Annotated in this window: 19 protein-coding genes; 10 read left to right on the forward strand and 9 right to left on the reverse strand. The window is 62.7% G+C overall.

The genetic code is table 11. The features are described from left to right. Positions 1-19 precede the first annotated feature (19 nt). Genes D1646_RS01635 through D1646_RS01655 form a run of 5 tightly spaced genes read right to left on the reverse strand, consistent with a single transcriptional unit; the run spans position 20 to position 4702 of the window. Positions 20-1159, reverse strand: a complete 1140-nt coding sequence (locus D1646_RS01635; RefSeq protein WP_160634755.1) for a hypothetical protein — start codon at positions 1157-1159, stop codon at positions 20-22. Beyond that, positions 1156-2346 (reverse strand): hypothetical protein, encoded by a 1191-nt coding sequence (locus D1646_RS01640; protein WP_160634756.1) that lies wholly within the window; start codon positions 2344-2346, stop codon positions 1156-1158. The genes D1646_RS01635 and D1646_RS01640 overlap by 4 nt, the downstream gene beginning before the upstream one ends. A 58-nt stretch (positions 2347-2404) precedes the next feature. Next, positions 2405-2992 (reverse strand): hypothetical protein, encoded by a 588-nt coding sequence (locus D1646_RS01645; protein ID WP_160634757.1) that lies wholly within the window; start codon positions 2990-2992, stop codon positions 2405-2407. Further along, positions 2970-4052, reverse strand: coding sequence for a zinc ribbon domain-containing protein (locus tag D1646_RS01650; RefSeq protein ID WP_160634758.1), 1083 nt, complete (start codon positions 4050-4052; stop codon positions 2970-2972). Before D1646_RS01650 ends, D1646_RS01645 begins: the two co-directional genes overlap by 23 nt. A gap of 26 nt (positions 4053-4078) precedes the next feature. Further along, positions 4079-4702: an ABC transporter ATP-binding protein gene (locus D1646_RS01655; RefSeq protein WP_160634759.1), complete on the reverse strand. Its 624-nt coding sequence runs from the start codon at positions 4700-4702 to the stop codon at positions 4079-4081. A gap of 215 nt (positions 4703-4917) precedes the next feature. On the opposite strand from D1646_RS01655, the gene D1646_RS01660 reads away from it, so the two are divergent. Genes D1646_RS01660 through D1646_RS01670 form a run of 3 tightly spaced genes read left to right on the forward strand, consistent with a single transcriptional unit; the run spans position 4918 to position 7723 of the window. Beyond that, the gene (locus D1646_RS01660) at positions 4918-5073 is read left to right on the forward strand and encodes a hypothetical protein (RefSeq protein ID WP_160634760.1); all 156 of its coding nucleotides are present in this window, start codon (positions 4918-4920) and stop codon (positions 5071-5073) included. 24 nt (positions 5074-5097) lie between these two features. Then, entirely contained in the window at positions 5098-5865 is a 768-nt protein-coding gene (locus tag D1646_RS01665) for an ABC transporter ATP-binding protein (protein WP_160634761.1), read from the forward strand. Beyond that, entirely contained in the window at positions 5855-7723 is a 1869-nt protein-coding gene (locus tag D1646_RS01670; RefSeq protein WP_160634762.1) for an FtsX-like permease family protein, read from the forward strand. Before D1646_RS01665 ends, D1646_RS01670 begins: the two co-directional genes overlap by 11 nt. A 60-nt stretch (positions 7724-7783) precedes the next feature. Here the strand turns inward: D1646_RS01670 and D1646_RS01675 are convergent, their stop codons facing one another. Next, positions 7784-9190, reverse strand: a complete 1407-nt coding sequence (locus D1646_RS01675; protein WP_160634763.1) for an MATE family efflux transporter — start codon at positions 9188-9190, stop codon at positions 7784-7786. Between the two features lie 364 nt (positions 9191-9554). On the opposite strand from D1646_RS01675, the gene D1646_RS01680 reads away from it, so the two are divergent. The 6 genes from D1646_RS01680 to D1646_RS23605 all read left to right on the forward strand — a co-directional run bounded on the left by D1646_RS01680 (position 9555) and on the right by D1646_RS23605 (position 12626). Next, on the forward strand, positions 9555-9935 hold the full coding sequence (locus D1646_RS01680; RefSeq protein WP_160634764.1) for a GntR family transcriptional regulator: 381 nt from the start codon (positions 9555-9557) through the stop codon (positions 9933-9935). After that, positions 9932-10792, forward strand: a complete 861-nt coding sequence (locus D1646_RS01685; protein ID WP_160634765.1) for an ABC transporter ATP-binding protein — start codon at positions 9932-9934, stop codon at positions 10790-10792. The genes D1646_RS01680 and D1646_RS01685 overlap by 4 nt, the downstream gene beginning before the upstream one ends. Then, a complete protein-coding gene (locus tag D1646_RS01690; RefSeq protein WP_160634766.1) occupies positions 10789-11439 on the forward strand; it encodes an ABC-2 transporter permease in 651 nt (216 codons plus the stop codon). Before D1646_RS01685 ends, D1646_RS01690 begins: the two co-directional genes overlap by 4 nt. A 73-nt stretch (positions 11440-11512) precedes the next feature. After that, positions 11513-12163, forward strand: a complete 651-nt coding sequence (locus tag D1646_RS01695) for an ABC-2 transporter permease (RefSeq protein WP_160634767.1) — start codon at positions 11513-11515, stop codon at positions 12161-12163. Position 12164: 1 nt separating this feature from the next. Then, complete coding sequence (locus D1646_RS01700) at positions 12165-12383, forward strand: hypothetical protein (protein WP_160634768.1); 219 nt, start codon at positions 12165-12167, stop codon at positions 12381-12383. Between the two features lie 108 nt (positions 12384-12491). Continuing rightward, positions 12492-12626, forward strand: a complete 135-nt coding sequence (locus D1646_RS23605; RefSeq protein ID WP_279279904.1) for a hypothetical protein — start codon at positions 12492-12494, stop codon at positions 12624-12626. Between the two features lie 15 nt (positions 12627-12641). On the opposite strand, the gene D1646_RS01705 is transcribed toward D1646_RS23605, so the two are convergent. From D1646_RS01705 to D1646_RS01715, 3 genes are read right to left on the reverse strand one after another with little or no spacing between them, the layout of a single operon-like run. After that, complete coding sequence (locus D1646_RS01705; RefSeq protein WP_160634769.1) at positions 12642-13271, reverse strand: CoA pyrophosphatase; 630 nt, start codon at positions 13269-13271, stop codon at positions 12642-12644. Continuing rightward, positions 13272-15071: an arginine--tRNA ligase gene (gene argS / locus D1646_RS01710; RefSeq protein WP_160634770.1), complete on the reverse strand. Its 1800-nt coding sequence runs from the start codon at positions 15069-15071 to the stop codon at positions 13272-13274. A 56-nt stretch (positions 15072-15127) separates the two neighbouring features. Next, positions 15128-15577, reverse strand: a complete 450-nt coding sequence (locus D1646_RS01715) for a DUF1934 domain-containing protein (RefSeq protein WP_160634771.1) — start codon at positions 15575-15577, stop codon at positions 15128-15130. 208 nt (positions 15578-15785) lie between these two features. Between D1646_RS01715 and D1646_RS01720 the strand changes: the two genes are divergently transcribed. Continuing rightward, positions 15786-16199, forward strand: coding sequence for a hypothetical protein (locus D1646_RS01720; RefSeq protein WP_160634772.1), 414 nt, complete (start codon positions 15786-15788; stop codon positions 16197-16199). The last annotated feature ends 72 nt before the right edge of the window (positions 16200-16271 follow it).

Genomic DNA, 16271 nt, shown 5'->3' on the forward strand with positions numbered 1-16271 from the left:
AATCGCCCATAACGGAAGATTATTCCGCTGTGGGCGATTTTTTGTTTTCTATGAGGAAGATCAGGGCCAGGATTGCCGCCCCGCCCGCCGCCAGGGCCAGCCCATCCCCCCAGGAGCCCCCGCTGGCCCGCAGGTAGAGGGTCACCGGCCACCAGCGGATGAGGGGGGACAGGCCGGGGAAGAGCAGGGACAGGTCCAGCAGCACCGGCGACAGAAGCAGTCCCAGCACCGGCACAAAGGGCATGAGCACTGGCAGGGCGTTCCAGGCGGGGCGGCACCGGGCCAGCGCCAGCGCCAGACTCCCCAAAAACAACAGGTAGGGGACCAGGGCCAGCGCCGCCCCCAGGGGGTTCTCCGAGGGCAGCAGAGCCAGGCCGCCCAGCACCAGCGCCGGCAGCAGGGCCGCCCCCAGCCTGGCTGCCATCAGCCCAAAGGCCCCCCGCAGAGGGATCAGCCGCTGGGCAAAGGGGCTCTCCCGCCAGCGGCCCAGATCCATGGCAGTCAGGAGGCTCCACACCGCCAGCAGAATGGCGGTCAGACCTGTCAGCAGCTGGGACACCCCCCGGTCCGCCAAGGCCAGAGGGTCCAGAGGTCTGCCGTCCGCCGTCTCCATAGACACCAGGACCCGCTCCCCCTCCGGCAGCACCTCCTCCAGCCGGGAGGAGGCCCGGGCCAGCTCCCCCTCGGTTAAAATGCCGCTGTCCAGCAGATATTCCGCCGCCATCCCTGGGGAGACGCACTGGACCACGCAGGCCGCCGCCGTCTCCCGCACCAGGGGGTAGACGGCGGAACCGGGGGCGATGAGCAGGGTCAACAGCCCCTCCAGTTGCAGGTCCTCCAGCCGCCGGGAAAAGTCCTCTGGCAGGACCAGGGCGCAGTCCCACCGCCCCGCCGCCACCTGCCGCCGGGCCTGGTCCAGACCGGCCTTGTGGAAGACCACCACCAGACCGCTGCGCGCCTCCAGAAGCCGCCAAAAGTCTCCGCCCCCCTTCTCCGGCAGCACCACACCCACCTGCACCGGGGCGGACACCTCCTGGGCGGGGGCCAGCCGGGCGGTCCCGAAGGTGAGCAGGGGCAGCAGCAGGAGCAGCCCCCAGCGCCGGGGGTCTCTCCACTGGTCCCAGAGGCTGGTCCGCCAAAAATCAATCCAAAAGCTCATAGGGTCTCCCCCTCGTCCATCCGTTTTCGGTACAGCAGCAGGGAGAGGGCCGCCATTCCCCCTCCGCTGACCCCCAGGCGGCCCCAGGTGGAGAGGGAATTCTGTCCGGCGGCCAGCTCCATCAGCCAGCTCACCGGAGACAGCCCCCTCAGCGCCTGCATACCGCCGGGCAGCAGGGCGGGCGGGACGATTCCACCGGCCAGCGCCAGGGCGGCCAGGGCCAGAGTGAAGGCCGCAACCCCGCAGGAGGCGGCGCTCCAGGTCGCCAGACAGCAGGTCCCGCCGAACAGAGAGCACCACACCGCCATCCCCAGGGCCGCCCCCAGTCCCTCCGGGGAGAGACAGCCCAGCGCCCCCAGGGCGGGGACCAGGAGGAGCAGCAGGGCCAGTCCCCCCGCCAAGACGCCCCCCCAGTATCCGGCGGCGGCGCCCCGGCCCACGCACCGCAGCCGCCGCTGGAAGGCCAGCCAGTTCCCGCTGTAGATGGGCACGAACAGGGGGGCGGCGGCCAGGGCGAAGGCGGACAGCAGGGCCAGGCCGTAGTGGAGGGGGATGGGGAGGGCCTGGGTTGCGGACACCGTCTCCATCTGGAACAGGTCCCCCCGGCTCAGGGCCAGGCGGATGTACTTCAGATTGATCTCCACCATGGCCTGGTCCCGGCTCAGTCCCGGGGGCGGGGTCTGGCCGTACAGCTCCAGCACGGCGTACACCCCGCTCTGAAAGGCGGAGAGGATATCACAGGCGCTCTGCCCGACCCACAGCAGCAGCAGGGATTCCAGGGGCCGGTCCCCCCGCACAATCAGGCGCAGGTCCGGGTTCTCCCCCCACATCACCCCCTGAATGAAGTGCTCCGGCAGGGACAGCACCGCCGTCACCTCCCCCCGCTCCAGCGCCTCCAGGGCCGCCCCCTCCTCCATGGCGGCAAAGCGGCAGTACTGGGCCACGTCCTCCATCTCCCCCATGTACTGCTCCAGCAGCCGGGGAGTCCCGTCCCCCTCCGGGGCGGTCACCGCCAGGGTCACGCCGGAAAATGCAACGCCCTGGGTCAGCAGGACCTGTGCCGCCTGGCCCACCCCCAGGGGCAGCAGCAGCCACAAAAGGACAAGCCCCGCCAGCAGCCACCGCTGTTGGCAGAGCCTGCCCCAGGTCAGTTTCACAAACATTCCCAAATATCCAAATTCCTTCATCCGTCGGACCCCTTTTATCCGCCCCCTCCCCGCCAAAGGAGAGGGGGCAATCGCGGCATCAGAACATGGTGCTGTACAGCTCAGCGGGCAGGCGACGGGCAAACATCTGCTCTGTGGTCTCCAGCCAGTGCTGGGCATTGGCCTGCACCTGGACCATCAGCACCATCAGCTCCATGCTCTCCATCTCCCCCACCAGCTTGGGAGCGGCTGTGGACAGGTCGATCCCCTGGCAGGGCCCCACAAAGTAGTCCAGCCCCAGGGAACAGATCTCCAGTCCCATCATCCGCACCGAGATATTATCCAGCGCCAGGTCCAGAGAGTCCTTCCCGGCGGTAAGCTGGCCCGCCATGACCAGAGAGCCCATGCCGTCCATCCCCAGCTCCCACTGGAGATTATTGGCAGTGCTCTTGGGGTCGTAGCTGTAGTCGGAGGTGATGGAAGGGAAGGGACCCTTGATGGTAGTCTGGTCGGTGAAGACGCCCCTTTTGCCGCCGTGGTCGCCGGTGGAGTCCAGGGTCACCTGCTGGCCATCCACATCCAGCTCCAGCCGCAGGTCGTCCACGTACTCCTCGCCGCCGCCCAGGTACAGTTCCGCCTTCACAGAGGCGTCAAAAAGGGTATCCTCATACCTTAACAGCGGACACATAGCCATCCCCCACACAGACGGTGAGCTTCACGTCGCCCAGCTCCTCCACCAGCCGCGTCAGGGAGTCAAACAGGTCGCTGTAGAGGTCCAGATCCCCAATCTCGTCCATCACGCTGTCAATCTCCTCCTGGGGGAGACCGGCGGCCTGGAGCATCTCCTCATAGAGCTCCACATAGTTGACGGAGGTGTAGATCTCGATCCAGACCTCCCCGTAGTCCTCCAGAGCCTCCTGGGGGATGACCACTTGGTAGACCTCCGTCTTGACCTCATTCCCGCGGAGGAGCACAGTCTCCGTGCCCCCCTGCTCCACCTGGACCGCCTCCCAGAGGGCCTGGTTGGCCGCCTTCATCTGCCGCTCCAGCTCCTGGTTCCTCCCCTCGGGGGCCACAATGTCCACCAGGTCAAAGAGGTTAAAGCTGACGCCGGCAGCAGAGTCATCGCCGGTAATCCGCTCCAAATCGTCCCCCAGGGTCTCGGTGCTCATGCCGTAGGCGGTACCCTCGGTAAATTCCGGCGAGGAAAAATACATTTTATCATCATCTGCCAGCACCTGGAGGGACACAATATCCTCCTCCCCCCAGAAGGCCCCCAGCTCAAAGCCCAGCTTCCGGTCCTTGGCGTCCAGGTCGGTGCTCATGCGCAGGCCCAGGCCGCTGAGGGCGGAGGTGTCAAAGCCTGCCAGGGCGCTGTTGATGCTGTTGAGCCGCAGGGAAAACCGCTGGCTGATGGAGCGCGCCTCAACCAGCCGGCTCAGGTCGGGCATCCCCATGCTGTCGCTGGCGGTCTCATAGGCGGCCACGGTCTGTTCAATGGCCTTTCCCAGCTGGTCCTTGGGGCTGGAGGACAGCCTGCCTGTGACAAAGACCGCGATCAGGGCAATCACCGCCACAGCGGCAATCACCCCGCCGATGAGCAGCCCCTTCCCTCTGCCCGCCTTGGGGACAGGGGCCTCCGGGCCGGTGTAGGCGGGCTGAGCGGCCTTCTCTCCGTTCACCGCGCCGCAGTGGGGACAGAACTTGACGTCGTCCCGGATCTCATTTCCGCAGTTTTTACAAATCATATCTCATTCCTCCCGTCAATTCCAATTCAAATCAGCCGCCCATTCTCCAGGGTCAGCACCGCCCCGCACAGCCGGTCCAGCTCCTGGGAATTGTGGCTGCACCAAATCAGACTGCCCCCTCCGGCCACAAAGGACTCCAGCCAGTCCAGCAGCTTGGGGATGTAGTCCCGGTCCAGGCCGGAGGTGGCCTCATCCATGAGCAGGATATCCGGCCTGGACAGCAGCCCCAGCCCAATGCTCAGCCGCTGGGCCATCCCTCCGGACAGGGCCCGGATGGGCTTCTTCATCAGCGGCCCCAGACCCAGCAGCTCCAGCACGTCGCCCGGCAGGGGCCCCGACAGGCCGCAGGCGCTCTGCCACAGCTTCAGCTGCTGCCCCACCGTCAGGTCCTGGGCCAGCTCCGCCCGCTGGGGCACATAACCCAGACGACTGCGCAGAAAGGCCCGGTCCCCCAGCACACTGCGGCCCTCAAAGAGCACACTGCCCCCGTCCGCCCGCTCGATCTGAGCAATCAGACGGAGCAGGGTCGATTTTCCGGAGCCGTTGTGCCCCGCCAGCCCCAGGCACTGCCCCGGCGGCAGCACAAAGCTCACCGGCGAGAGCACCTGACGCCCGCCGTAGCTCTTACAAAGGCCCCGTACCTCCAGCACAGCCCCTGCCTCCCCTCCGTTTTTTCTAGTATCTCATATCTCCCCTAAAAAATCAAGGCCCCCCGCAAAAGCGGCGTCAGCCGCCCCATGTTCTTGTCTCCGAGTCCTGAAAGGAAACCTTAATAAATCTTTAATAAAATCCTCAGGGTTCCTTTAAAGCATTTTGCGCAACTGTATGATATGCTCTAATACAGTTAAGCGAGAGGAGCGGATTCATGATGACACAGAAGATCAAAACCGGATTGTGCATACTGGCCCTGCTGCTGGCCCTGCTGGCGGCCTACCGGCAGGAGTCAGCCATTCGTCAGAGCGCGGCCCCCGGGACGCTGGTCCAGCCGGCCCCCTTTTCCGCTCTGGTCCCGGCAAGATAAACACTATGTCAAAGGAGAATGATTATGTCTGACATTTTAACGGTAACGGACCTGCATCGGGTCTACGGCAAGGGCGGCTCCCTGACCCGGGCGCTGGACGGGGTATCCCTCTCCCTGGAGGCGGGGGAGTTCGTGGGGGTCATGGGCCCCTCCGGCTCGGGGAAGACCACCTTATTGAACTGCGTATCCACCATCGACCGGCCGACCTCCGGCTCCATTGTCATCGACGGCAAAGAGCTGACCCGCCTCAAGGGCAAGGAGCTGGCCAAATTCCGCCGGGAGCGGCTGGGCTTCATCTTCCAGGACTGCAACCTGCTGGACACCCTCACCGCCTACGAGAACATCGCCCTGTCCCTGTCCATTGTGAAGGCCCCCGCCCATAAAATCGACAAGCGGGTCCGGGAGATGGCGGACTTCCTGGGCATCGCCGACTGTCTGGAGAAGTACCCCTACCAGATGTCGGGGGGCCAGCAGCAGCGGTGCGCCGCCGCAAGGGCCATGGTGACCCGCCCCGCCCTAGTGTTGGCCGACGAGCCCACTGGCGCCCTGGACTCCAAAGCCTCCTCCCTGCTGCTGGGCCGGCTGGAGGCGCTGAACCGGGAGCTGGGCACCACCATCCTCATGGTGACCCACGACGCCTTTACCGCCAGCTGCTGCCGCCGGGTCGTCTTCCTCCGGGACGGAAAGCTGTTCCTGGAGCTGAACCGGGGCGGGGATGACCGGAAGGTGTTTTTCCAAAAAATCATCCGGGTTGTCACCGAGATGGGAGGAGGGATGGCCGATGTTCTCTAAGCTGGCCGTGCGCAACGTGGTCCGCTCCTTTCGGGACTACGGCGTCTATCTGCTGACCCTCACCTTTGGCGTGTGCCTGTTCTACACCTTCAACTCCCTGGACGGCCAGGGGGCCATGATCTACCTGGCCAAAAACGGCAACCCCATTGTGGACGCCATTATGATCCTCATGGATGTATTCTCGGTGGTGGTGGCGGTGGTGCTGGCCTGCCTGATTCTGTACGCCAACCGCTTCCTTCTGCGCCGGCGCAAGCGGGAGCTGGGCACCTACCTGATTTTGGGGCTGTCCCAGGGGCAGGTGTCCCGGCTGCTCTTCCTGGAGACGGGACTCATCGGGCTCATCTCCCTTCTGGCCGGGCTGGTTCTGGGAGTGCTGGCCAGCTTCGGAATGTCCGCCCTCACCCTGTCCATGTTTGAGATGGACCTGTCCGGGATGCTGGCGCTGAACTTCTCCCCCCGGGCGGCGGGCAAGACGGTGCTCTACTTCGGGGTCATCTTCCTGCTGGTTATGGCCCTCAGCGGAATCCAGGTGTCCAAGTCCAGGCTCATCGACCTGATTCACGGGGAGCGGAAGAACGAGATTCTCAAGCCCCGGCCCCTGTCGGTGGCGGTAATCCAGTTTGTGCTGGGGATTGTGTGCCTGCTGGCCGCCTACGCCATTCTGCTGTTCTTCGGTATGGCTCTGGCGGTAGCGGTACCCTTCCTGTGCTTCCCCATGCTGGGGCTGGGCACTCTGGGCACGCTGCTCATTTTCCGCTCCCTGTCCGGCTTTGTGATGAAGTTTGTCCAGAGCAACCCCGGGGTATATTTCAAGAACCTGAACGTCTTTACCCTGCGCCAGTGGATCAGCAAGGTCCACACCACCTACCTGGCCCAGACGGTGGTGTGTATCCTCCTACTGCTGGCCATCGGCATCACCGCCAGCTCCCTGGGCCTCAACTCAACCCTCTCCTCCATGACCGACGGGGAGGCCCCCTTCGATATCACCGTTCAGAACCAGTCGGGGGATACGCAGACGGTGAACTTCGACGCGGCCCTCCGGGAGGGGGGCTTCGACCCCGGCGAAAGGCTGGCCTGGAGCTATGACACCATGCTGTATTACAACGACACGGAAGTGACCGGGATTGACTGGGACCTGGGGGCCCTCTCCGTCATCCGGGTCTCCGACTACAACGCCCTTATGGCCCGGCAGGGCAGGAGCGCCTGCACCGATCCCCTGCCCGTGCTGCTGGAGGAGGGAGACCGGCAAAAACAGCCGCCTCTCATCACAGGAAATCTGGCTCTGTCCTATCTTATCGTGCCTGACGAGATGGTTCAGCAGCTGGAGCCCCGCCGCCAGGTCTGGTCCGCCGACTACGCCGGGGAGGAGAAGCTGGAGACGGAGGAGCAGCTCCTTGCCATTGTCCGGCCGCTGAACCAGCAGGTGGCCATTCGAGTCGAGACCCGGCTGTCCATCTACGGCGACATGATGGGCAACAAGTTCCTGGCTCTCTTCCTGGGGCTGTACCTGGGCTTCACCTTCCTGCTGGCTGCCACCGCCGTGCTGGCCCTCCAGCAGCTGAGCCAGGCCGCCGACAACACCGGGCGCTACGCCATCCTGCGCCGCCTGGGGGCGGAGGAGCGGCAGGTGTCTCGCTCAGCAACCCAGCAGGTGGCCCTGGCCTTCTTCCTGCCCCTGGCCCTGGCCCTGGTCCATTCGGTGGTGGGCATGAAGGCAGCCAACGACATCATCTTCTCCGTGGGCAAGGTGGACAGCGCCGCCAGCTCCCTGATTACCGCCGGGCTGATTCTGGTGGTCTACGGGGGATATTTCCTGGCCACCTCTATGGCCTGCCGGCGTATGGCGAAGAACGCATAACGCCCCTATCAATATAAAAAATCCATTGCCTGGACTTCCGGGCAATGGATTTTTTTGCTGTCAGCGGTGGGCCCCCGCATTGAGAGGCACCGGGGCGGCGGCGGGCCGCTCGTCCGGGGTGTTGGGGTAGAGGCGGCGCAGCTTGGCGATGCAGGCCCCGCTGGCGGGAATGAGGAACAGGTCGGCGCAGACCCAGGCGGCGGGGGAGGCGAAGCAGGCGGCGGTATAGCCGAACACGGGCACCAGCAGCAGCCCAACCCCGGTGCGGGCGGCCATCTCCAGTACGCCGGCCAGAATGGCGAAGGGACTGAAGCCCATGCCCTGGATGGAGAAGCGGACGATGTTCACCAGGGACAGAGGGAAGAAGAAGGCGGACTGAATCAGGATGTACTGGCCAGTCAGCTGGGTCAGCAGGGCAATGTCCGCCTCGCTGGAGTCCAGGAAGAGGAGGGCGCACTGGGGGGCAAAGCGGAGCATGGCGCACAGGCCAATCACCGAGTAGCCCAGCCCCAGCAGCGCGCAGGAGCGGATGCCCTGACCCAGCCGGTCCAGCTTGCAGGCCCCCACATTCTGCCCGCAGTAGGTGGCCATGGTGGCGCCCATAGCGTCGAAGGGACAGGCCAGCAGCTGGTAGACCTTGGCTCCTGCCGCCACCGCCGCCACATAGAGGCTACCCAGGGCGTTCACCGAGGACTGGAGGACAATGGATCCAATGGCGGTGATAGAGTATTGCAGGCCCATGGGGATGCCCATGGCGCACAGCACTCCGCAGGTGTGGAGGTCAAGCCGCCGCTCCTCCCGGGTCATGTGCAGAATGGGGAATTTTTTCCACATATACACCAGACAGGCGGCGCCGGATATCCCCTGGGAGGCAACGGTGGCAATGGCCGCCCCTGCAACTCCGGCGTGGAAGCCCAAAATCAGGGCGAAGTCCAGAGCGATGTTCAGCATGGAGGACAGGGCCAGGAAGTAGACCGGGGTCTTGCTGTCACCCAGGGAGCGGATGATCCCGGCCAGCAGATTATAGAGGAAGGTGGCGGGGATGCCCATGAAGATGACGAAGATGTAGGCGCAGGCGTTGTCAAAGATGTCCTCCGGCGTGCGCATGATGGTGAGTATATTCCGGCACAGCAGGCCGGTGGCGGTGGTGAGGACCAGCGCGAACATCACCGACAGCCAGGCGGCGTTGGCAGCGTAGCGGCGCATTTTGGAGGGCTCGTTTGCCCCCATACGCTGGGCCACCGGAATGGCAAAGCCGTTGCACACCCCCATGCAGAAGCCAATAACAAAAAAATTGATGGAGCCGGTGGAGCCCACTGCCGCCAGGGCCGCCGAACCCAGCAGCTTGCCCACAATCATGGTGTCCACCAGGTTATACAGCTGCTGAAACAGCATTCCAAACAGCGTCGGCAGGGCAAAGCCGAGAATCAGCCGCATGGGGCTGCCGGTGGTGAGATCTTTGGTCATACCATCCCTCTTTCCCAAAAATGATCCCCGTTCACCCGGGGGAAATACCGGATTATTATAGCCGCCCAACTCCCGTCTGGCTAGCGGTTTTTTGACGGTTTTATCCCCCGCATCCTGCAAATTTTTCATCAAAATACAAAAGAGGGCTAGAGGAGCGTATGCGCTCTCATGGGGCCGCCGGGTCCCCTTGATGCAGCACGCCATAAAAATTTTTATAATCCCCTTGACAAGGAGCCAGAAAGTGTTATACTGTTCATATAGTATATATACAGTAAACTCAAAATGACAGCCGGGAGGCCCCAGCGCTGGACCAGCGCGCGGCCGGCAGTTTAAGGTCTCCCGCCGCTGTTGAAAGGCAGGCTAAATGGATATTATATTGAGTAACGCCAGCGGAAAGCCCATCTACGAGCAGATCACCGACCAGGTAAAGGAGCAGATCATGTCCGGCACGCTGTCGGCGGGGGACGCTCTGCCCTCCATGCGGCTGCTGGCCAAGGAGCTGCGTATCTCGGTCATCACCACCAAGCGGGCCTACGAGGAGCTGGAGCGGGATGGCTTTTTGGAGAACGTCCCGGGGAAGGGCTGCTTTGTGGCCCCTCAGAATCGGGAGCTGCTGCGAGAAGCCCAGCTGCGCAAGGTCGAGGAGAAGCTGTCTCAGGCGGTGGAGGAGGCGCGGAAGGGCGCGTTCCCTCTGGAGGAGCTCCACGAGATACTGGACATTCTGTATAAAGGAGAAGAAATATGACAAATTGCATTGAAATTAAGGGACTGTGCAAGTCCTACGGGGATTTTTCCCTGCAAAATATTGACCTGAGCCTCCCCGGTGGCTCTATTCTGGGAATGATTGGCGAGAATGGGGCGGGCAAGACCACCACCATCAAGTGCATTCTCAACCTGATCCACCGGGACGCGGGGGAGATCACCCTGCTGGGCCACGACAACATCAGGGAGGAGCGGCTGGCCAAGCAGGATGTGGGCATTGTGCTGGACGAGTGCTTCTTCCACGATACCCTCCGTCCCCGGGACGTGGGCAAGATTCTGGCCCCCGCCTATCACAACTGGGATCAGAAGCTGTTCCGGGACTATTTGGACAAATTCCACCTGCCGGAGAAGAAGCTGATTAAGGAGTTCTCCCGGGGGATGAAGATGAAGCTGTCTCTGTCCGCCGCCCTGGCCCACCGCCCCAAGCTGTTGATTCTGGACGAGGCCACCGCCGGTCTGGACCCGGTGGTGCGGGACGAGATTTTAGACGAATTCCTAGGCTTCATCCAGGACGAGGACCACGCCATCCTCATGTCCAGCCACATTACCTCCGACCTGGAGAAGGTGGCCGACTACATCGCCTATATCCACCAGGGCCGGGTCGTGCTGTCCGACACTAAGGACAACATTCTGGACTCCTACGGCCGGGTTGGCTGCACCGCCGCCCAGCTGGAGACCATCGACCCCCGGGACGTGCTGCGGACCCGCCGGGGCTCTTTCGGCTGCGAGGCCCTGGTGAAGGACCGGACCGCCTTCAGCCGCAAATACCCCATGCTGCTGGTGGAGCGGACAACTCTGGAGGACATCATGCTCTTTGTGGGCAAGGGGGAAACGCAATGACCGGGCTGCTCTACAAAGACATTCTTGTCATGCGCGCGACCTTCATCATCCAAGCGGTCATCATGCCGTTCTATATCGTACTGGCCTATTTTGATATCCTGAACTTCGTCTTTATCATCACTTATTTCAATACTATGCTGATGGTAATGCCCCTGTCCGCCTTTGCCCTTGACGGCCAGGCCAAATGGGACCGGTACGCCATGTCGCTGCCCATGGGCCGCAGAGCCGTGGTCAGGGCCCGATACCTCTTCATTTTGATACTCGCTCTAAGCAACTTCGCCCTGGGGCTGTCGGGCTCCGCCGCTCTGTGGGGCTTTCAGGGTGAGGACATACTCAAGGCCCTGGGGCTTCTGATGGCATCCTCAACCCTGGGACTGCTGGTCTCCGGTGTCCTGCTCCCCATCAGCTATCAGTCGGGGGCGGAACGGGCCCGAATCGCTCTCTACGCCATTCTGCTGATCCCCTTCTTCGCCATTCTGCTGCTGTACACAAGCGGCATTCTGGATTTGTCCGTACTCAACAGCCTGGACTCCCTGTCCGCCGCCGCTCTGGTGGGCCGTGGGGCTCTGCTCCTGCTGGGCGGGCTGGCGGCAATGCTGGCGTCCTATCTGGTCTCCTGCCGCATCGCAGCTGCCAAGGAGTACTGAACCGGTCCAAATCCATTCCATACCGCCCAGACCATGGGGGCATATGAGGCTCCCCTGGAGAAAGGAGAAAACAATGACGGGTTTAATTTGGAAAGATTTTTTAATCATGCGCAAGACGCTGAAATCCTACCTTCTGATTATGGCACTCTATGCCGTGCTGGCCTACTTGGACATTTTGAACTACGGCTTCATCATCACCTTCATTCAAGTGGCACTGATGGTACTGCCCATCTCCGCCTTCGCCTACGACGAGCAGGCCAAGTGGGACCGGTACGCCATGTCCCTGCCCATGGGATGCAGAGCGATGGTGGGAGCCCGCTATCTCTTCGTCCTGACCCTGTCCCTGCTGACCACAGCGCTGGGACTGGCAAGCATCGCCCTGCTGACCCTGTTCCGCGCTGAGGACCCGGTGGAGATGGTGGTAACGCTGATGGTATCCGCCGCCATTGGCCTGCTGATCCCCTCCTTCCTTCTGCCGCTGTGCTACAAGCTGGGTCCGGAGCGGGCCCGTCCCTTCCTCTACGCCATTATCTTCATCCCCACCATCGTCCTGGTCCTGCTGTTCAAGGCCAACATTCTTGACCTGTCCATTCTGGAAAATCTGGATGTCCTCACCACTGCCCAGCTCATTGGATATGCCCTTTTGCTCCCCCTGGGGGGACTGGCGCTGCTGGCCCTCTCCTGCCTGGTCTCCTTCCACATCGCAGCTGGCAAGGAGTACTGACATGACCGCTGCCGTGCTCTTCCTCTGGGCCAGCTGTCTATGGTCCATCGCCCGGTGGACCCTCCGCCTGCTCCTCGCCGTCAGCCCCTGGAGGCGGCTTTTTACCCTGGCGGTGCTGGCCCTGACCGTCTCCTGCTGTCACAAGCCCCGGGAACGGAGCGCCCCCTGTGACCGGGAGTGCCCTCTCTGTCCCCCCTCGGGCGGAGGGCGGCGGGAATAAGCTGGCGGTCCCCCTGCCGGCCAGGGGAATATTGTGAAACAGACAAAAAAGTCTTGTGCTTTCCCCTGCTGTTGTGGTAAAATGACAACATAAAGGAGAGTGAGCGCCATGAAAGATATGACCGCGAAAGAGGCCATTCGAGAGCTTCAAAATATGAAGCAGTACTGCACGGCCAAGAGCATCCCCGCCCTGGACTACGCCATTAAGGCGCTCAAGGAGAAGGCGGACGCCGAAGAAGCATAAGCAAAGACCCCCAGCTCAGCTGGGGGTCTTACATATTTGGATAAAATTCCGGGTGATCCTGCCGGTGAGGCCCCAGATGGCCCGGCCCTGCCAGGGGTAGACGGGGACATTCTCCTGGCCGTGCTGCCACTGGTAGTCCCGGGGGATGCCGATGAGCTCATAGGGAAAGCCCTCCGCCGGGGTCGGGACCAGCTCATAGGTGTACTCCAGGGGCTCCGTCTCCAGCAGGTGGGACAGGGGGACCAGGAAATACTCCTCCACCTCGGCGGGGTTGGGGCTGAGATGGGGGGTCAGCGCTCTGCCGTCCACAATCCCCAGGACGGGCTGCATGAGGAAATTGGCCCGGTGGGCGATAAAATCCAGCCGCCCCAGCAGTCGGATCTGTTCCGGGGAGATGCCCAACTCCTCAAAGGTCTCCCGCAGGGCGCACGTCTCCGGGGTCTCCCCCGCCTCCATACGCCCCCCGGGGAAACACACCTCCCCCGGCTGGCGGCGCAGGGTCCTGGCCCGCACCTCATAGAGCAGGAAGTACTCCCCCTCCCGCTCCACCAGGGGGACCAGCACCGCATAGGACCGGCGGGCGTCCATCAGCCCGGGGAGCCGGTTCTTCACCCTCCCCTCCAGGCTGGTCAGGTCAAATTCCATCTACATCTTCTCCGGCGCGGAGACCCCCAGCAGGTTCAGGCCGTTCTCCAGCACGGCGCGGACGCTGTCAGCCAGCTTCAGCCGGGCCGCCTGGAGGCAGGGGTCGTCCACCATACAGCGGCAGGCGTTATAGAAGCGGTGGAAGTCGCCGGACAGGGCGGTGAGATACCGGTTGATCCGGCTGGGGTCGTAGTCCCGGGCGGCCAGGTGGAGCTCCTCAGGGTACTGGGCCAGGGACTTGATCAGGGCCAGCTCCTCGGGGGCGGTGAGCAGAGAGGCATCCACCTGCCCGGCGCCCCGCACCGCCGCCCCGCTCTCCGCCATACGGGCCACCAGAGAACAGATACGGGCGTGGGCGTACTGGACATAGTACACCGGATTCTCGCTGTCCTGCCGCACCGCCAGGTCCAGGTCGAAGTCCAAGGGACTGGAGGCGGCTCGATTGTTGAAGTAGTACCGGGCGGCGTCCACGCTGATCTCGTCCAGCAGGTCGTGGAGGGCGATGGCCTTGCCCGTCCGCTTGGACATACGCACCGGCTTGCCGTCCTGGAGCAGGTTGACCAGCTGCATGAGCACAATCACCAGCCGGTGGGATCCGTCCAGCCCCAGTCCGTCCAGCGCCGCCTGGAGCCGCGCCACGTGGCCGTGGTGGTCCGCCCCCCAGATGTTGATGGCCAAATCAAACTTCCGCTCCTCCAGCTTGTTGCGGTGGTAGGCGATATCGGCGGCGAAGTAGGTGTAGAAGCCGTTGGCCCGGCGGAGCACGTCGTCTTTCAGGTCCAGCTTGTCCACCTGCTCCTGGGTCTTGCCCTCGGCCAGGTACTTTTTCTTCAGCAGCTCGGTGGTGTTCAGCCACAGAGCCCCGTCCTTCTCGTAGGTCCAGCCCTTGTCGGTGAGCAGTCCCACCGTCTCGGCCACAAAGCCGCTCTCGTGGAGGGAAGACTCCAAAAACCACTGGTCGTACTCAATGCCGTACTTCTTCAGGTCGGACTCCATCTTGGGGATGTTGCGCTCCAGGCCGTACTTCGCCATTGCGTCCAGCCAGGACTGCACCCCTTCCCCGTCCAGACCAATATCCCCCTGCCGGGCCTGTTCCAAATCCTTCACATGGTAACCCGGCCATACATTCGTCTGTGCCAAAAAGCCTTGGGCCAGCTCCTTGATGTCCTCCCCGTGGTAGCCGTCCTCGGGGAAGGGGTAGTTGTCCTCCCCCAGGGTGAGCTGCATACACCGGGCGTAGATGGACCGGGCGAACTTGTTGATCTGGTTGCCCGCGTCGTTGACGTAGAACTCCTTCCACACCTTCCAGCCGTCCCGGGTCAGCACATTGGCCAGGGTGTCCCCCAGCACGCCCCCCCGGGCGTTGCCCATGTGCATGGGGCCGGTGGGGTTGGCGGAGACGAACTCCACCATCACCGTCCGGCCCGCCCCCCCATTGCCGGAGCCGTAGTCAGGGCTCTCCCGCTCGATGGCGGCCAGCACATCCCCGTACCACTTGGGGCCCAAAGAAAAATTGAGGAAGCCGGGGCCGGCGATCTCCACCTTCTGAAAATAGCTGCCCTCCAGCTCCAGGTTGTCCACAATGGCCTGGGCGATCTGCCGGGGGGCCATATGCAGCGCCTTGGCCCCCGCCATAGCGAAGTTGGAGGCGTAGTCCCCGTGGGCGGTGTCCTTGGGAATCTCGATGGAGGCCCTCACCTCCGCCCCCTCGGGCAGGATACCTGCGGCGGCGGCTTTTTCGTAGGCCGCCTGGGTCAGAGCGGCGGCCTGCTCCTTGGCGGATTGAATCATGTTGCTCATGTTACGCACCTTCATTCTATGTTTTGGTTGGGGCCGCCGGAGACGCCGCCCCGCTGTCACTGCTTCAGGCTGTCCATGTCGCCCTCCGCCTCCCGCACGTTGATCCGGAAGACATTTCTGCCCGCCAGGGCGTGGTCCACCTCAATGGTGTAATCCACCTCAATGCTGCCCCCCCGGTCGTCCAGCTGGGCCAGCAGATGACGGGTATTCACGCCAATGGCCATTGCGCCATAGGGTGTATTGTACATGGACAGATGGCGGCGTCCCTCCTGGAACACCAGCTGGGAGTTGAACTCCCCAATCCGCATCAGGGTCACCTGTTCTCCGTCCACCTGAATGGTGGTCAGGGTGCCCTCCAGACCGGTGAGCTCGCTCTCCTGGTAGGACAGGGTGTAGCTCTCCCCCACCCGGGTCAGACTGCCCTTGGTCACCAGCTCCATGGCGTCGGGGGGCGTCCCCTCATACTTCTGCATCCCCTTGATGGAGATAACCACTTCCTTTTCCATAGGGTCCTCCTGTGCTTATTTTTGGGTCCGCCGCAGGACGAACGGTGGTATTATACACAGTTTGGGGCACTATGTAAAGGGTCTCCTTCATTGTATGTCATTTTATCTGAAAAAACAAGTAAAATTGCCGTGTTTCTCCATTTGACAAATTGGAAATGGAGGCTATAATTCTATATGAGTGATTTTATCCCTGGGAGGAGGAGTCCCCATGAATTTGGAATTGAGCAAAAAGCAGTTTCGGCGGCTGCTGGATATGGTGTACATCGGAAACTGGATCTTGAACTCAACCCGGGGCGACCAGCGCTTCACCGACTACGACCAGGTGGAGAGCCTTCTCTTCGGCCGGGCCGCCCTGGAGGGTATGCCCCAGCTGGCAGAGCTGTATCAGGGGGAGGTGATCCCCTCCCGCGCCTTTGTGGAGGGGGGCATCCACGAGGCCATTGTGGAGTATGAGAACAACGTGTTCTTCGAAATTCTCGCCGAGGACCTGGCCCGCCGGGATATGGAGGACGCCCCCATCGACGAGAATAATTACGCCGAACTCACCAGCCGCATCGACGCCTATATCGCCGAGTTCGAGGAGCACGGCACCGACAATATTCTGGTGGATATTGGGGACTGAAAAACCGCCCTTGACAGAGCGGTAAAAGCGGATATCAGAAAAGGCAAGGAAGATGCCGCCCCAGGTGGTGGA

The organism is Pseudoflavonifractor sp. 60, from assembly GCF_009911645.1.
In the GTDB taxonomy this organism is placed as follows: domain Bacteria; phylum Bacillota; class Clostridia; order Oscillospirales; family Oscillospiraceae; genus Lawsonibacter.

Excerpts from the sequence above, each read along its gene's own strand:
- D1646_RS01665 (WP_160634761.1), top strand. The coding sequence starts at position 5,098 with ATGTCTGACATTTTAACGGTAACGGACCTGCATCGGGTCTACGGCAAG.
- D1646_RS01660 (WP_160634760.1), top strand. The coding sequence starts at position 4,918 with ATGATGACACAGAAGATCAAAACCGGATTGTGCATACTGGCCCTGCTG.
- D1646_RS01720 (WP_160634772.1), top strand. The coding sequence starts at position 15,786 with ATGAATTTGGAATTGAGCAAAAAGCAGTTTCGGCGGCTGCTGGATATG.
- D1646_RS01650 (WP_160634758.1), bottom strand. The coding sequence starts at position 4,052 with ATGATTTGTAAAAACTGCGGAAATGAGATCCGGGACGACGTCAAGTTC.
- D1646_RS01695 (WP_160634767.1), top strand. The coding sequence starts at position 11,513 with ATGACGGGTTTAATTTGGAAAGATTTTTTAATCATGCGCAAGACGCTG.
- D1646_RS01680 (WP_160634764.1), top strand. The coding sequence starts at position 9,555 with ATGGATATTATATTGAGTAACGCCAGCGGAAAGCCCATCTACGAGCAG.
- D1646_RS01715 (WP_160634771.1), bottom strand. The coding sequence starts at position 15,577 with ATGGAAAAGGAAGTGGTTATCTCCATCAAGGGGATGCAGAAGTATGAG.
- D1646_RS01645 (WP_160634757.1), bottom strand. The coding sequence starts at position 2,992 with ATGTGTCCGCTGTTAAGGTATGAGGATACCCTTTTTGACGCCTCTGTG.
- D1646_RS01705 (WP_160634769.1), bottom strand. The coding sequence starts at position 13,271 with ATGGAATTTGACCTGACCAGCCTGGAGGGGAGGGTGAAGAACCGGCTC.
- D1646_RS01640 (WP_160634756.1), bottom strand. The coding sequence starts at position 2,346 with ATGAAGGAATTTGGATATTTGGGAATGTTTGTGAAACTGACCTGGGGC.
- D1646_RS23605 (WP_279279904.1), top strand. The coding sequence starts at position 12,492 with ATGAAAGATATGACCGCGAAAGAGGCCATTCGAGAGCTTCAAAATATG.
- D1646_RS01690 (WP_160634766.1), top strand. The coding sequence starts at position 10,789 with ATGACCGGGCTGCTCTACAAAGACATTCTTGTCATGCGCGCGACCTTC.
- argS (WP_160634770.1), bottom strand. The coding sequence starts at position 15,071 with ATGAGCAACATGATTCAATCCGCCAAGGAGCAGGCCGCCGCTCTGACC.
- D1646_RS01685 (WP_160634765.1), top strand. The coding sequence starts at position 9,932 with ATGACAAATTGCATTGAAATTAAGGGACTGTGCAAGTCCTACGGGGAT.
- D1646_RS01675 (WP_160634763.1), bottom strand. The coding sequence starts at position 9,190 with ATGACCAAAGATCTCACCACCGGCAGCCCCATGCGGCTGATTCTCGGC.
- D1646_RS01700 (WP_160634768.1), top strand. The coding sequence starts at position 12,165 with ATGACCGCTGCCGTGCTCTTCCTCTGGGCCAGCTGTCTATGGTCCATC.
- D1646_RS01635 (WP_160634755.1), bottom strand. The coding sequence starts at position 1,159 with ATGAGCTTTTGGATTGATTTTTGGCGGACCAGCCTCTGGGACCAGTGG.
- D1646_RS01670 (WP_160634762.1), top strand. The coding sequence starts at position 5,855 with ATGTTCTCTAAGCTGGCCGTGCGCAACGTGGTCCGCTCCTTTCGGGAC.